A 12550-nucleotide genomic window follows, 5' to 3' on the forward strand; every position below is an offset into this window, starting at 1 on the left:
GCGGAAGGGAACCGATGAACCTGTTGCTGGGGCAGTTCGTGCTGGCGGTCCACCTGGCGGTGATCGCGTTCAATGTCGCGGGGCTGGGGCTGATCCCGCTGGGCGCGTGGCGGGGATGGCGGTGGGTGCGGATCCGGTGGCTGCGGGTCCTGCACCTGGCCTCGCTGGCGGTGGTGGCGGTGCAGGCGATGGCGGGCCGGGCCTGCTTCCTCACCGACTGGCAGGACGTCCTGACCGGCGCGGGCGCGCACGATCCGCTGATCATGCGCTGGGTGAACGGCCTGGTGTACTGGCCGCTGCCGCCCTGGGTCTTCGCGGCGGCGTATGTGGCGGTGTTCGCCTATGCGGCCGCGCTGTGGCGGTGGGCGCCGCCGGAGCGGCGCCACCGGGACTAGCGCGTGCTGCGGCGGTCGGTGAGGATCGAGCGTTGCGGCGCCGGGGCGGAGGCGCCGGTGGAGCGCGGGTCGGTCATGCCGCCGCGGGCGGCGGGAACGTACGGCGGGCCGCCGAGCTTCAGGGGACGGCTCATCGTTGGTTCTCCAGTTTCATCTTGTCGACGCAGGCGCGCAGCAGGACCGCACGGCCCATGGGCAGGTTGGGCTCGCGCAGCTCGTTCAGGGCGCCCTCAAGCGGCCAGCCCACGTGGCGTACGCCCAGCCGCCAGATCTCGGCCCGGACCTCCGCGTCGGCGACCGCGGGCCTGAACAGCATCGACAGAAGGTTCATGAACGTCCGCTAGGCGGCGCGAAGCCCTTGAAGACCGACTCCGGCGGCTTGGCCGGAGGCTGCTTCGGCTTGCGGACTTCCTTGTTGGACTTCTTCTGACCCTTGGCCATCGTCTTCGTCTCCGAACCTGCGCCGCAATGCCTGAAATTCCGGGCGAACAACTGCGACCCTGAAATCCACGCGGCTTGCTTGATACGTATCACGCCAGACGTGTGAAAGTTCAACCAATCGGCAAAAACAGAAATAATTCCGCCAAAAATCTTCGTGAGGCGGAAGGTTTGGCCAATTTATTCTGAATTAATATTGTAATTCGCCGTGGAGGCCCTAGATAATTGTGGAAGAGATCCGCTCGCGCTCTCGGCCGGACAACCGGCTACGCGCCGCGGTTCCAGGAGCTTCCGTTGTTCATGTTCTCGGCGCTGTGCGTGCTGGTCGCCGCAGCCATTCCCGTCGCTTTCGCGCTGTTCGGCCACAGGCGCCGTCCGTGAGCCCGGACCAGAGCCACCGCTGCACGGTGCAGGTGAAGGCCGACGGTCGGCCCTACCTGGCCTTCGAGCCCTCGACGGGCGACGCCTCGTCCTACAGCAATTCCCTCTTCACCCTCGACCTGATGCCACAGGTCAGTGTCGCCTCGGCCCAGCGCCTCTGCCGCACGATCAATGCGCAGCTCCTGGGCGTGTCGGCCACGGTCTTCTGAGGCTCGCATGACCGAAGCGACCCCCGAGACCCTGACCCGCGAGAACGCCTACCTCAAGACGCGGGTGGCCCAGCTCCAGTCCGACGTCGCCGACCTGTCGGCCGAGATCGACCGCCTGCGGCAGGAACGCGAGCGGCTTCATGGACGCCGGGAAGCCCGCGCGCCCAACCCTCTGGGGAGTGGACAATGATGAACATCCTGGGCGTCCTCGGGCTCGTGGCCCCTGTGATCCTCGTGGCCGGGGTCTTCGCGGCCTCTGCGGCCCTCGAACGGCGCGACGCGGCCCGGTTGGCGCGCGCCGCGGCGGCGGACGCCAAGGAATGAGGGATGTGCGCCCCGAGGGGCGCCGGAGGCCAGTATGAGTGATCTCACGGAGGTCGAACTGCGGACCCTGCAGGCCCTCGCCCAGAAGAACGCCGGGCAGGACGTCGGCTTCGTCAACATCGCGGCGGCCCGCACCCTGGTCGACCTCGGCATGGCGAGCCGCAGCCACGAAGGCTGGGACATCACCCCCAGGGGCAGCTCAGAGCTCGCTCGCCGGGGAGGCCCCCCAAACTAGCCGGCTCAGCCGGCGCAGAAAGGCGCCCATGCGCATCCATACCGGCTTCGAGATCGTCTACGACTGCCCGGCGCCGGTCCCGATGCTGCTGACCCTCAGCGTCCACACCTCCCGGCGCGACGACCTGGAGACGCCCGACTGGCTGCGCACCGACCCGCCGCTGGACGTGCGGCAGTACCTGGACGGCTACGGGAACATCTGCAGCCGGGTGATGGCCCCGGCGGGACGGCTGACGCTCTCGGCCGACTTCATCATCCGCGACAGCGGCCTGATCGACGAATACGTCCCGGACGCGGTGCAGCACCCGGTGCACGAGCTGCCCGACGAGGTGCTGCTCTACCTGCTGGGCAGCCGCTATTGCGAGACGGACCGGCTGAGCGAGATCGCGTGGTCGCTGTTCGGCGCCGGGCCGCCCGGCTGGCCGCTGGTGCAGGCGATCACCGACTACGTGCACAACCACATCAAGTTCAACTACGCCGACGCGCGGCCGGACAAGACAGCCTACGACGCTTGGCGCGAGGGCACGGGGGTGTGCCGCGACTATGCCCACCTGGCGGTGGCCTTCTGCCGCTGCATGAACATCCCGGCCCGGTACTGCACCGGCTACATGGGCGACATCGGCGTCCCGGTGGTGGGGGTGATGGACTTCAGCGCCTGGTTCGAGGTCTACCTCGGCGGCCGGTGGCACACCTTCGACGCGCGCAGCAACATGCCGCGGATGGCCCGGGTGCTGATCGCCCGCGGCCGTGACGCCGTCGACGTGGCGATCGCCAACACCTTCGGGACGGCCAGGCTGGTGAAATTCGAGGTCACCAGCGTCGAAGCGGCCTACGCGATCGAGCCGGCCTGAGGTCCGCAGCGCGAACGGGTCGCGCCACACCGGTCCGCCGCGCTCATCCCCCGAAGATCCATGCGCCCGCAAGGCTGGAAAGCTGGACGCCGACCAGCACGAGCTGGGCCTGGCCGCTGATCGTCACGACAGTGTCGGCGCCGACCTGCGCCGCGGCCCAGGTGTCGCCGGGGTCGAGCTGGATGCGGTCCCCATCCGCCAGGCTGAAGTCGGTGACCCGGTCGAGGCCGGCGCCCCCGAAGGTATGGAAGATGTCGGCCCCCGCGCCGCCGGTCACCGTGTCGTCGTCGCGGTCGCCGGACAGCCAGTCGTCGCCCGCGCCGCCGGTCAGGACGTCGTTCTGCTGGCCGCCGCGCAGGATATCGCCGCCCGCCCCGCCTTCGCACGTGTCGTTCCCCAGGTTACCGTAGACCAGGTCGGCGCCGTCGCCGCCGTCCAGCCGGTCGTTGTCCTTGCCGCCGACGACCCAGTCGTCGCCGGGCCCGCCGGAGGCGCTGTCGTCGCCGGTGTTGCCGTTGATGTCATCGAAGTCCGCGCCGCCCCTCAGGGTGTCGGCCCCGTCATCGCCGCGCAGGTAGTTCGCGCCGTCGCCGCCGGCGATCAGGTCGCCGCCGCCCAGGCCGAAGATCTGGTTCGGGCCTCCGTTCCCCAACAGCGTGTCCCCGAAGGCGGAGCCACGCAGGTTCTCCACGCTCAGCAGGGTGTCGAACCCGGCCGGGCCGGTGTCCTGCGGGCCGGACCGGGTCAGGTCCAGCGTCACCGGGGCGATGGCGGGGCCGTAGTCGGCCGTGTCGGAGCCCTCCCCGCCGTCAAGCACGTCGCCGTCCGGCCCGCCCATCAGCGTGTCCGAGCCCGGGCCGCCGTTGAGGGTGTCGTTGCCGCTGCCCTCGATGAGCAGGTCGTCGCCCTCCAGGCCCCAGAGGATGTCGTGCCGCCGGTTGCCATGTCCGGGGTCGGTGTCGAGGATGTCGTTGCCCGCGGTCCCGAAGAATTCAGCCATCTCGTGGTGTCCCTGCACGCCTGAAGCGAAGCCAGCTTGTCGGCGCGCCCTGGCCCGAGCCATGATGGAGTCCTGAGGATCAGCCGAGGACGATGGCTTGAGCGCCGGGTTCATGAGTGTCGGCGACCTGGCGCGGCGCGCGGATTTCACGCTGGGCGCGGCGAGCATCAGCCCCTCGACGCGGGTGATCCGCGGGGCGGCGGGCGAGGCGACGCTGGAACCCCGCGCCATGCAGGTCCTGACCGCGCTGACCGACGCCGGTGAGCGCGTGGTCACGCGCGCCGACCTCTTCAGCCGCTGCTGGGGCAATGCGGCGGTCGGCGACGACAGCCTGAACCGCGCCATCGCCGACATCCGGAGGGCGATGCGCGCCGCAGGCGCCGACGTCGTGATCGAGACCGTACCCCGCACGGGCTACCGCCTGACCATCCGCAAAGTCGCCACCCCGCGGGGCCGTCCTTCTCGCCGGGGGCTGATGATCGCGGCCCCCGCCGTCGCGGTCGCCGCCGCCGCCGCGACGGGCCTCTGGCAGATGCGGTCGTCGCGGACCCAAGCCGAAACGGCGATGCTGATCGCGCAGGCGGACCAGGCGGCGCGGACAGGCCTGCCCGAGGGCTATCAGCGCGCCGCGCAGCGCCTGGACCGGGTGGTGGCGCTGCAACCCCGCAACGCGGAAGCCTGGGGCCGCCTGGCCCTGGTCCAGGCCTACCTCGTGGAGGTGAGCTCGGCCGCCGAGACCGCCGGGGCCGTGGCCGCCGTGCAGGAGGCGGCGCGGCGCGCCCTGGCCCTGGACCCGCGTCAGGCCGACGCGATGGGCGCGCTGGCGATCCTGCCGCCCTATTTCGGCGACTGGCGCGCCGCCGAGCGGCGGCTGGACGCCGTGCTGGCCCAGGCGCCGCGCCACCTGCCGACCCTCGACGCGCGGTCGTTCCTGCACGTGTCGGTGGGCCGGGCGTTGGAAGGCTCCCGCGACCGGGTGGCGTTCACGCCCGCGTCTCCGCCGAACGCGGAATACCTGTACCGGCTGATCTACGCCCACTGGATGCTGGGCCGTGTCGAGGCGGCGGACCGCGCGGCGGACCGGGTGCTGCAGCTCTGGCCCCGGCATCCAGGCGCCTGGTTCGGCCGGCTGTGGACGCTGGCGTTCACTGGCCGGGCGTCGCGGGCGCTGGCGCATGTGGAGGACGCCGCGGGACGGCCGGTCCTGCCGGACTGGATGGTCGAGACGCTCAGGGCCTCGATGGTCGCCCTGGAGGGGCGGCGGCCGGCCGACGTGGCGCGGGCGGTCGAACGGGTGCTGTCGGACGTGCCCCGCGGGCCGAGCCCCTCGGTGAACGCTTTCCTGATCCTCAACGGCCTGGGCGAGATCGACCGGGCCTTCGAGGTGGCGACCGCCTATCTGCTGGAGGAAGGGCCGCTGATGGCCAGCGTCCGCTGGCGCCCGGGACAGGTCTCCGTGAACGACCAGCGGCGGCGCAAGACCAATATGCTGTTCACCCCGGTCGCCGCGGAGATGCGGGCGGATCGCCGGTTCCTGGAACTGACCCGGCGGATCGGACTGGCGGACTACTGGGCGAAGGCCGGGGTGACCCCGGACTTCCTGGCGGGGAGGCCGGCGGCGCCGGGCTAATCCGCGTCCATCTTCAAGGCGGCGATGAAGGCTTCCTGCGGGATGTCGACCTTGCCGAACTGGCGCATGCGCTTCTTGCCGGCCTTCTGCTTGTCGAGCAGCTTGCGCTTGCGGCTGGCGTCGCCGCCGTAGCACTTGGCGGTCACGTCCTTGCGCAGCGCCCGCACGGTTTCCCGAGCGATGATCCGGCCGCCGATGGCCGCCTGGATCGGGATCTGGAACATGTGCGGGTTGATGAGCTCCTTCATCTTCTCGACCATGCCGCGGCCGCGGGTCTCGGCCCGGTCGGCGTGGACCAGCATCGAGAGGGCGTCGACGGGCTCGGAATTCACCAGGATCGACATCTTCACCAGGTTGCCGACCCGGTAGTCCTCGATCTGGTAGTCGAACGAAGCGTAGCCCTTCGAGATCGACTTCAGCCGGTCGTAGAAGTCGAAGACCACCTCGTTCAGCGGCAGGTCGTAGACCACCAGGGCTCGGGAGCCGACGTAGCTGAGTTCGCGCTGCGAGCCGCGGCGGTCCTGGCAGAGCTTGATGACCGAGCCCAGGTACTCGTCCGGCGTCAGGATGGTGGCCTTGATCCAGGGCTCGGCGATGGTGGAGATCTTCACCGGATCGGGCAGGTCGGCCGGGTTGTGCAGCTCGATCTCGGAACCGTCGATCAGGCCGATCTTGTAGATCACGCTGGGCGCCGTCGCGATCAGGTCGAGGTCGAACTCGCGGCTGAGGCGCTCCTGGATGATCTCCAGGTGGAGGAGCCCCAGGAACCCGCAGCGGAAGCCGAAGCCGAGCGCCGCGCTGGTCTCCATCTCGTAGCTGAAGCTGGCGTCGTTCAGGCGCAGGCGGCCGATAGCGGCGCGCAGGTCCTCGAAGTCGGCGGCGTCCACCGGGAACAGGCCGCAGAACACCACCGGCTGCACGTCGCGGAAGCCGGGCAGGGCTTCGGCGGCGGGCTTCTTTTCGTCGGTGATCGTGTCGCCGACGGCGGCGTGGGCGACTTCCTTGATCTGGGCGGTGATGAAGCCGATCTCGCCCGGACCCAGGCTCTCGACCTCGGTGCGCTTGGGGTTGAAGACGCCAATGCGATCGACCAGGTGGGTCGAGCCCTGCTGCATCATCTTCACGCGCTGGCCGGACTTCAGCACGCCGTCGATCACCCGGACCAGCACCACCACGCCCAGGTAGGCGTCGTACCAGGCGTCGACCAGCAGGGCCTTCAGCGGCTTGTCGGCGTCGCCCTTGGGCGGCGGCAGGCGGGTGACGATGGCCTCCAGCAGCTCGTGGATGCCGACGCCGGTCTTAGCCGAGGTGAGGACCGCGTCAGAGGCGTCCAGGCCGATGACGTCCTCGATCTGCTGGCGGATCCGCTCGGGCTCGGCGGCCGGCAGGTCGATCTTGTTCAGGACCGGGACGATCTCGTGGTTGTTGTCGATGGCCTGGTAGACGTTGGCCAGGGTCTGGGCCTCGACGCCCTGGGAGGCGTCCACCACCAGGATCGAACCCTCGCAGGCGGCCAGCGAGCGGGAAACCTCGTAGGCGAAGTCCACGTGGCCGGGGGTGTCCATCAGGTTGAGGACGTAGTCCTCGCCGTCGTCGGCCCGGTAGGCCAGGCGGACGGTCTGGGCCTTGATGGTGATCCCGCGCTCGCGCTCGATGTCCATGTTGTCGAGCACCTGCTCGGTCATCTCGCGCTTGGTCAGCGCCCCGGTCTCCTGGATCAGGCGATCGGAGAGCGTGGACTTGCCGTGGTCGATGTGCGCGACGATCGAGAAGTTGCGGATGTGGGACAGAGGCGTGGTCATTGTGGCGTGCGTCTACCACATCTCGCGACGCAACAAAGGCCGACGCCTTGTCGCTTGGCGAACGTGGTTAATGTCCCATTAAGGCGACAGGCGGCATCCAGGGCGTTGGGCGGGCGCCCTGATTCACGTTTCGGAGGCGAAGAACCGCCATGGATCGACGCAAACTGCTGGCTTCGGGCCTGATCACCCTGGCCGCTCCCACGCTGGCGCGCGCGCAGGTGTCGTCGCAGCCCCTGCCGCCGGCCGAAGCGCCGCCGCCGCCGAACTCGCAGCCCGCCTACCCGTCGGCCGGTCCGACGGGGGCGGCCCCGGGCCCGGCCCCTGGCGGCGCGCCGACCTACAGCCAGGACGAGATCGTCACCAACGTCTCCGACTTCCTGGGCGTGACCGCCGAGGCCGCGGGCGCCGCGGTCGAGCGGCTGTTCGCCAACAACGGCCGGCCCACCGCCTATATCGCCGGCGAGGAAGGCTCAGGCGCCTTCGTGCTGGGCCTGCGCTATGGCCGCGGCCTGATGTACATGAAGGAACGCGAGCCGATGGAGGTGTTCTGGCAGGGCCCCTCGGTCGGCTGGGACTGGGGCGGCAACGCCAGCCGCGTCTTCACCCTGTGCTACAACCTCCAGGTTCCCGAGGTGATCTTCCAGCGCTATCCCGGCGTGGAAGGATCGGCCTATCTGGTGGGGGGCCTGGGCGTGAACTACCAGCGCGCCGAGGACGTGACCCTGGCGCCGATCCGCGCCGGAGTCGGCCTGCGCCTGGGCGCCAACATCGGCTACCTGGCCTACACCCGGAAGCGCAACATCATCCCGTTCTAGCGTCCAGCGACGCCCCCACGCGCTGCGTCGGGGTGTCGAAGAGGCCGCGGCCGGGGACGTGGTTGAGCTCCAGGCGGATGCCGTCGGGATCCTCGAACAGCACGGCGTAATAGTCCGGCGCCCAGGGCTCGTCCTGGGGCGGGTGGACGATCTTGGCGCCGATCTCGAGCAGGAAGGCGTGGAGCGCGTCCACGTCCGCGCGCTCGCGGGCCCGCCAGCAATGGTGATGCAGGCCGACCCGGAACTGCACAAACCGCTGGCCCGCATGCTCCGGCTCGGGCCGTCGGATGCCGAAGCCGGTGCGGCCCCCGACGCAGTAGTAGGTGTCCGGGCTGTCGGCGACCTCGCGCATCCCCAGGAACGGCAGCAGCCGCCGATAGAAGGCCACCGAGCGCTCGAAGTCGCCCGCGGTGATGAAGGTGTGCGCGACGCCGTTGACTTCCATGGCCGGCATGGAGCCACGGCGCCGCTGCGGAAGTCGACGCGTTCAACCGCGCAGCTTCGCCCCGATCGCTTTTTCGGCCGCAGCGACGATCCGGCCCGACAGGCCTTCGATCTCGCCGTCCGTCAGCGTCTTCTCGCGCGGCTGGACGACCACCTCGACGGCGACCGACTTCATGCCGTCGGGCACGCCCTGGCCGGCGTAGACGTCGAAGATGCGGGCGTCGGCGATCAGGGCCTTGTCGGCGCCCAGGATCGGACGGACCAGGTCGCCCGCCGGGGTGTCGGCGGCCACCAGGAAGGCGAAGTCGCGCTTGAGCGGCATCAGGGGCGAGAGCTCCAGCGCCGGCTTGGTCTTCACGCCCTTGCGCTTCGGCTCGGGGATGGCGTCGAGGTTGACCTCGAAGGCCAGCATGGGGCCGTCGGCGTCGATGGCCTTCAGGATGCGCGGGTGCAGCTCGCCGAACTCGGCGACCACCACCTTGGGGCCGAGCTGGAGGCGGGCCGAGCGGCCGGGGTGCCACCAGGCGGCGTTCTGGCCCTGGACCACCTGCAGGGTCGGCGCGCCCATCTCGTCCAGCAGGGCGAGCAGGTCGGCCTTCAGCTCGAACAGCGGGTCGCCGCCGGCCTTCGCCCAGGACTTGGGCGGGTGCGGGGCCAGGAGCGCGGTGACGGCGGTCCATTGGTCGCCCGGCTGGTCGCCGCGGAAGTTGGGACCGACCTCGAACAGCGCCGCGTCGGCGAAACCGCGCTTGGCGTTGCGGGCCGCCGCGTCGATCAGGTTGGCCAACGCGGAGGGGCGCATGGTCGACAGGTCGGCGGCGATCGGATTGGTCAGGACCAGCTTCTCGTCGCCGCCGCCCAGCAGTTCGGCCCAGTCGCGGCGCATGAAGCTCCAGGTGACCGCCTCGGCGTAGCCGCGCGCGGCCATGGTGCGGCGGGCGTCGCGCATACGGCGCTGGCGCACGGTGAGCGCGCCGCCGGGCGGACGGGCGATCTCGGGCAGGGGTTCGACGGGCAGGTTGTCGAAGCCCTCGATGCGGGCGACCTCCTCGACCAGGTCGGCCTTGCCTTCGACGTCGCGGCGCCAGGACGGCGGGGTGACGGCGTCGCCGTCCACCGCGAAGCCCAGCTTGGCCAGGATGTCGTCGATCCGCGCCGGGCCGATGTCGAGGCCGGAGAGCTTTTTCACATAGGCCCGGTCGAAGACAATGGCGGCGGGCGGCGGGGGCGCATGGCCGGCGACCCGCACCTCCGACGGCTCGCCGCCGCAGAGGTCGAGGATCAGCTGGGTCGCCAGTTCCAGGCCGGGGACGAGCGACTCCGGATCGACGCCGCGGGCGAAGCGGTACTGGGCGTCCGAGGTGATGCCGGTGGCGCGGCCGGTCTGGGCCGTGCGGATCGGATCGAACCAGGCGCTTTCCACGAAGACCTCGGTGGTGGTGTCCGAGCAACCGGTGGAGAGGCCGCCCATGACGCCGCCGAGGCCGATCGCGCCGGAGCCGTCGGCGATGACGGAGACCTCGGGACCGACCTCATAGGTCTGGCCGTCGAGCGCTTCGAGCGTTTCGCCCTCCCCGCCCAGCCGGGCCTCGATGACGCTCCCGGTCAGCTTGCCGGCGTCATAGACGTGCAGCGGCCGGCAGCGGTCCTGGGAGATCAGGTTGGTGACGTCGACCAGGGCGTTGATCGGGCGCAGGCCGACGCTGATCAGCTTCTGCTGCAGCCAGGCCGGCGAGGGGCCGTTCTTCACGCCCTTGATCAGGCGGCCGGAGAACACCGGGCAGGCGTCGCCATCGACGCGGATCTCGATGGGGCAGGGGAAGGCGCCCTTCACCGGCGCGGCCGTGTCTGGCTTGAGGGTCCCCAGACCCGCGGCGGCCAGGTCGCGGGCGATGCCGCGCACGCCCAGCCAGTCGGGCCGGTTGGGGGTGACCTCGAAGTCGATCACCGCCTCCAGGCCGAAGGCCTCGACGGCGCTGGCGCCCACGGCCAGGTCGCCCGCGAGCTCGACGATGCCGTCGGACTCCTCGGCGATCTCCAGTTCCTTCGCGGAACAGAGCATGCCGTTGGAGACCACGCCGCGCACCGGCCGGGCTTCCAGCGTCACGCCGCTGCCCGGCACATAGGCGCCGATCGGGGCGTAGATGGTCGTCAGGCCGGCGCGCGCGTTCGGCGCGCCGCAGACGATCTCCAGCCGGCCGTCCTTGGTGTCCACCTGACAGACCCGCAGCTTGTCGGCGTTGGGGTGCTGCACGGCCTCGACGATCTTCGCGACCGTGAAGGCGGCCAGCTTCTTGCCGGGGTCCTCGACGTGCTCGACCTCGAGGCCGGCCATGGTCATGGCCTCGACGACCTGGTCGACCGTGGCGGTCGTGTCCAGGTGGTCCTTGAGCCAGGAAAGCGTGAACTTCATTGCTCGGCTCCTTCGCCGATGGTCTCGACCAGGCGGAACCGCTCGCACCAGAGCAGCATGTCTGGGGCGTAGCCGCCGTTGCGGGTGAAATAGGCGCGGTGGCCGTCGCGCCAGTCTTCCAGGCACTCGTCGCCTTCGCCCTCGGCGAGCGCGAAGGTCCAGCCGACCTCGTTGAAGCGCAGCTTCTCCAGCGACACGGTCTCGATGACGGCGCGGGGCCGGCCGGCGCCGTCCTTGACCACCATACGCTTGCCGACCTCGGTCTGCTGGCCGTCGCGGACCGACCAGCAGGTCGCCGTCTTCGCGCCCGAAAGCACGAAGGCCAGGAGGTCGTCGGCCATCCGCGGGCTGTCGCCGAAGGCGAAGCTCTCCAGGGCGCGCCAGTCCTGCTCGAGCACGCTCATGACAGGCCCGTGGCGGTGTTCGGCGCCTGGAAGGCGGAGAAGCCGTAGTGCTCCAGCCAGCGGACGTCCGAGGCGAACATATCGCGCAGGTCGGGCATGCCGTACTTCAGCGTCCCCAGCCGGTCGATGCCGAAGCCGAAGGCGAAGCCCTGCCACTCGTCCGGATCGAGGCCGCAGGTGCGCAGGATGTTGGGATGCACCATCCCGCAGCCGACGATCTCCATCCAGTCGGTCCCCTGGCCGATCTTCACGTCGCGGCCCGAGCGGTCGCACTTCACGTCCATCTCGGCCGACGGCTCGGTGAACGGGAAGTGGTGCGGCCGGAAGCGGGTCTCGACCACCGGGGTCTCGAAGTAGCGGCTGATGAAGGTGTCCAGCGTCCACTTCAGGTGGCCCATGTGGATGTTCCGGTCGATGACCAGTCCCTCCATCTGGTGGAACATGGGCGTGTGGGTGGCGTCGCTGTCGGAGCGATAGGTGCGGCCGGGCACGATCACGCGGATCGGCGGCTCCTGCCCATTGGCGATCCAGGACGGCAGCTTCTCGTTCAGGCGCTGCATGACGCGCACCTGCACGGGGCTGGTGTGGGTGCGCAGCACCTTGCGCTCGCCGTGCTCGTCCTCCGGCAGCCAGAAGGTGTCGTGCATTTCCCGGGCCGGATGCTTGGGCGGGAAGTTCAGCGCCGTGAAGTTGTGGAAGTCGTCCTCGATGTCCGGGCCTTCGGCGAGCGAGAAGCCCATGTCGGCGAAGACGGCGATCATCTCGTCCAGCACCTGCATGGTGGGATGGACCCGGCCCTTGCGCTCGGGCGGCGGCGGCAGGGAGAGGTCGACGCGCTCGGCGGCCAGCTTGGCCTCCAGCTCGGCGGTTTCGAGGGCGGCCTTCTTCGCCGCGATGGCCGAGGCGACCGCATCGCGCAGGCCGTTGATCTTCGGCCCCTGTTCGCGGCGCTCGTCGGGCGTCAGCCGGCCCAGGGTCTTGAGCAGCTCGGAGACCGAGCCGGTCTTGCCGAGGGCTTCGACGCGGATGGCTTCCAGGGCGGCCAGGTCGGCGGCTGCGCCGACGCGCGCCGTGAGCTCGGCTTCGAGTTTGGTGAGATCAGTCATGGGACGGGTGTCCTAGCCTTCGAACCTTGTGGGGTGAAGGGGGGCAGCAAAAAGCCCCCCGGCGGTTCGGCCGGAGGGCTCTTGAAAGCTTCAGGGTCTCCGGG

General features: G+C 70.2%; 17 protein-coding genes. 8 read left to right on the forward strand and 9 right to left on the reverse strand.

Annotated elements, in window-relative coordinates; all coding sequences use genetic code 11:
- Positions 1 to 14: 14 nt before the first annotated feature.
- Complete coding sequence (locus tag EPO51_RS08080; RefSeq protein ID WP_293348486.1) at positions 15 to 395, forward strand: DUF2784 domain-containing protein; 381 nt, start codon at positions 15 to 17, stop codon at positions 393 to 395.
- On the opposite strand, the gene EPO51_RS08085 is transcribed toward EPO51_RS08080, so the two are convergent.
- The 3 genes from EPO51_RS08085 to EPO51_RS28135 are packed head-to-tail and all read right to left on the reverse strand — an operon-like array spanning position 392 to position 836.
- Complete coding sequence (locus EPO51_RS08085) at positions 392 to 529, reverse strand: hypothetical protein (RefSeq protein WP_293348488.1); 138 nt, start codon at positions 527 to 529, stop codon at positions 392 to 394. The genes EPO51_RS08080 and EPO51_RS08085 overlap by 4 nt on opposite strands.
- A complete protein-coding gene (locus EPO51_RS08090) occupies positions 526 to 726 on the reverse strand; it encodes a hypothetical protein (protein WP_293348490.1) in 201 nt (66 codons plus the stop codon). The genes EPO51_RS08085 and EPO51_RS08090 overlap by 4 nt, the downstream gene beginning before the upstream one ends.
- A complete protein-coding gene (locus EPO51_RS28135) occupies positions 723 to 836 on the reverse strand; it encodes a hypothetical protein (protein WP_465246597.1) in 114 nt (37 codons plus the stop codon). Before EPO51_RS28135 ends, EPO51_RS08090 begins: the two co-directional genes overlap by 4 nt.
- A 374-nt stretch (positions 837 to 1210) precedes the next feature.
- Here EPO51_RS28135 and EPO51_RS08095 point away from each other — a divergent pair, with 374 nt between their 5' ends.
- Genes EPO51_RS08095 through EPO51_RS08115 form a run of 5 tightly spaced genes read left to right on the forward strand, consistent with a single transcriptional unit; the run spans position 1211 to position 2832 of the window.
- Entirely contained in the window at positions 1211 to 1423 is a 213-nt protein-coding gene (locus EPO51_RS08095) for a hypothetical protein (protein ID WP_293348492.1), read from the forward strand.
- Positions 1424 to 1430: 7 nt separating this feature from the next.
- Complete coding sequence (locus tag EPO51_RS08100; protein ID WP_293348494.1) at positions 1431 to 1613, forward strand: hypothetical protein; 183 nt, start codon at positions 1431 to 1433, stop codon at positions 1611 to 1613.
- On the forward strand, positions 1610 to 1747 hold the full coding sequence (locus EPO51_RS08105) for a hypothetical protein (protein WP_293348496.1): 138 nt from the start codon (positions 1610 to 1612) through the stop codon (positions 1745 to 1747). The genes EPO51_RS08100 and EPO51_RS08105 overlap by 4 nt, the downstream gene beginning before the upstream one ends.
- 34 nt (positions 1748 to 1781) lie before the next feature.
- Positions 1782 to 1982 (forward strand): hypothetical protein, encoded by a 201-nt coding sequence (locus EPO51_RS08110; RefSeq protein WP_293348498.1) that lies wholly within the window; start codon positions 1782 to 1784, stop codon positions 1980 to 1982.
- A gap of 28 nt (positions 1983 to 2010) precedes the next feature.
- Positions 2011 to 2832: a transglutaminase-like domain-containing protein gene (locus EPO51_RS08115; RefSeq protein ID WP_293348500.1), complete on the forward strand. Its 822-nt coding sequence runs from the start codon at positions 2011 to 2013 to the stop codon at positions 2830 to 2832.
- 43 nt (positions 2833 to 2875) lie between these two features.
- Here the strand turns inward: EPO51_RS08115 and EPO51_RS08120 are convergent, their stop codons facing one another.
- A complete protein-coding gene (locus EPO51_RS08120; RefSeq protein ID WP_293348502.1) occupies positions 2876 to 3832 on the reverse strand; it encodes a calcium-binding protein in 957 nt (318 codons plus the stop codon).
- Positions 3833 to 3929: 97 nt separating this feature from the next.
- On the opposite strand from EPO51_RS08120, the gene EPO51_RS08125 reads away from it, so the two are divergent.
- Entirely contained in the window at positions 3930 to 5462 is a 1533-nt protein-coding gene (locus tag EPO51_RS08125) for a winged helix-turn-helix domain-containing protein (RefSeq protein WP_293348504.1), read from the forward strand.
- On the opposite strand, the gene lepA is transcribed toward EPO51_RS08125, so the two are convergent.
- Positions 5459 to 7264, reverse strand: coding sequence for a translation elongation factor 4 (lepA, locus tag EPO51_RS08130; protein ID WP_293348506.1), 1806 nt, complete (start codon positions 7262 to 7264; stop codon positions 5459 to 5461). The two genes, EPO51_RS08125 and lepA, sit on opposite strands and share 4 nt — an antisense overlap.
- A 149-nt stretch (positions 7265 to 7413) precedes the next feature.
- Between lepA and EPO51_RS08135 the strand changes: the two genes are divergently transcribed.
- Positions 7414 to 8079 (forward strand): DUF1134 domain-containing protein, encoded by a 666-nt coding sequence (locus tag EPO51_RS08135; protein WP_293348508.1) that lies wholly within the window; start codon positions 7414 to 7416, stop codon positions 8077 to 8079.
- Here EPO51_RS08135 and EPO51_RS08140 read toward each other — a convergent pair.
- From EPO51_RS08140 to pheS, 4 genes are read right to left on the reverse strand one after another with little or no spacing between them, the layout of a single operon-like run.
- Entirely contained in the window at positions 8066 to 8533 is a 468-nt protein-coding gene (locus EPO51_RS08140; RefSeq protein ID WP_293348510.1) for a VOC family protein, read from the reverse strand. The two genes, EPO51_RS08135 and EPO51_RS08140, sit on opposite strands and share 14 nt — an antisense overlap.
- Positions 8534 to 8566: 33 nt before the next feature.
- Positions 8567 to 10936: a phenylalanine--tRNA ligase subunit beta gene (pheT, locus tag EPO51_RS08145; RefSeq protein ID WP_293348512.1), complete on the reverse strand. Its 2370-nt coding sequence runs from the start codon at positions 10934 to 10936 to the stop codon at positions 8567 to 8569.
- Positions 10933 to 11340, reverse strand: coding sequence for an ASCH domain-containing protein (locus EPO51_RS08150; protein ID WP_293348514.1), 408 nt, complete (start codon positions 11338 to 11340; stop codon positions 10933 to 10935). The genes pheT and EPO51_RS08150 overlap by 4 nt, the downstream gene beginning before the upstream one ends.
- Complete coding sequence (pheS, locus tag EPO51_RS08155) at positions 11337 to 12446, reverse strand: phenylalanine--tRNA ligase subunit alpha (protein ID WP_293348516.1); 1110 nt, start codon at positions 12444 to 12446, stop codon at positions 11337 to 11339. Before pheS ends, EPO51_RS08150 begins: the two co-directional genes overlap by 4 nt.
- Between the last annotated feature and the right edge of the window lie 104 nt (positions 12447 to 12550).

The organism is Phenylobacterium sp. (genome assembly GCF_004297125.1).
GTDB lineage: Bacteria > Pseudomonadota > Alphaproteobacteria > Caulobacterales > Caulobacteraceae > Phenylobacterium.

What these genes read in the sequence shown, in the direction of transcription:
- EPO51_RS08080 (WP_293348486.1), top strand. Translation starts at nt 15, where the DNA reads ATGAACCTGTTGCTGGGGCAGTTCGTGCTGGCGGTCCACCTGGCGGTG.
- EPO51_RS08085 (WP_293348488.1), bottom strand. Translation starts at nt 529, where the DNA reads ATGAGCCGTCCCCTGAAGCTCGGCGGCCCGCCGTACGTTCCCGCCGCC.
- EPO51_RS08090 (WP_293348490.1), bottom strand. Translation starts at nt 726, where the DNA reads ATGAACCTTCTGTCGATGCTGTTCAGGCCCGCGGTCGCCGACGCGGAG.
- EPO51_RS28135 (WP_465246597.1), bottom strand. Translation starts at nt 836, where the DNA reads ATGGCCAAGGGTCAGAAGAAGTCCAACAAGGAAGTCCGCAAGCCGAAG.
- EPO51_RS08100 (WP_293348494.1), top strand. Translation starts at nt 1,431, where the DNA reads ATGACCGAAGCGACCCCCGAGACCCTGACCCGCGAGAACGCCTACCTC.
- EPO51_RS08105 (WP_293348496.1), top strand. Translation starts at nt 1,610, where the DNA reads ATGATGAACATCCTGGGCGTCCTCGGGCTCGTGGCCCCTGTGATCCTC.
- EPO51_RS08110 (WP_293348498.1), top strand. Translation starts at nt 1,782, where the DNA reads ATGAGTGATCTCACGGAGGTCGAACTGCGGACCCTGCAGGCCCTCGCC.
- EPO51_RS08115 (WP_293348500.1), top strand. Translation starts at nt 2,011, where the DNA reads ATGCGCATCCATACCGGCTTCGAGATCGTCTACGACTGCCCGGCGCCG.
- EPO51_RS08120 (WP_293348502.1), bottom strand. Translation starts at nt 3,832, where the DNA reads ATGGCTGAATTCTTCGGGACCGCGGGCAACGACATCCTCGACACCGAC.
- lepA (WP_293348506.1), bottom strand. Translation starts at nt 7,264, where the DNA reads ATGACCACGCCTCTGTCCCACATCCGCAACTTCTCGATCGTCGCGCAC.
- EPO51_RS08135 (WP_293348508.1), top strand. Translation starts at nt 7,414, where the DNA reads ATGGATCGACGCAAACTGCTGGCTTCGGGCCTGATCACCCTGGCCGCT.
- EPO51_RS08140 (WP_293348510.1), bottom strand. Translation starts at nt 8,533, where the DNA reads ATGCCGGCCATGGAAGTCAACGGCGTCGCGCACACCTTCATCACCGCG.
- pheT (WP_293348512.1), bottom strand. Translation starts at nt 10,936, where the DNA reads ATGAAGTTCACGCTTTCCTGGCTCAAGGACCACCTGGACACGACCGCC.
- EPO51_RS08150 (WP_293348514.1), bottom strand. Translation starts at nt 11,340, where the DNA reads ATGAGCGTGCTCGAGCAGGACTGGCGCGCCCTGGAGAGCTTCGCCTTC.
- pheS (WP_293348516.1), bottom strand. Translation starts at nt 12,446, where the DNA reads ATGACTGATCTCACCAAACTCGAAGCCGAGCTCACGGCGCGCGTCGGC.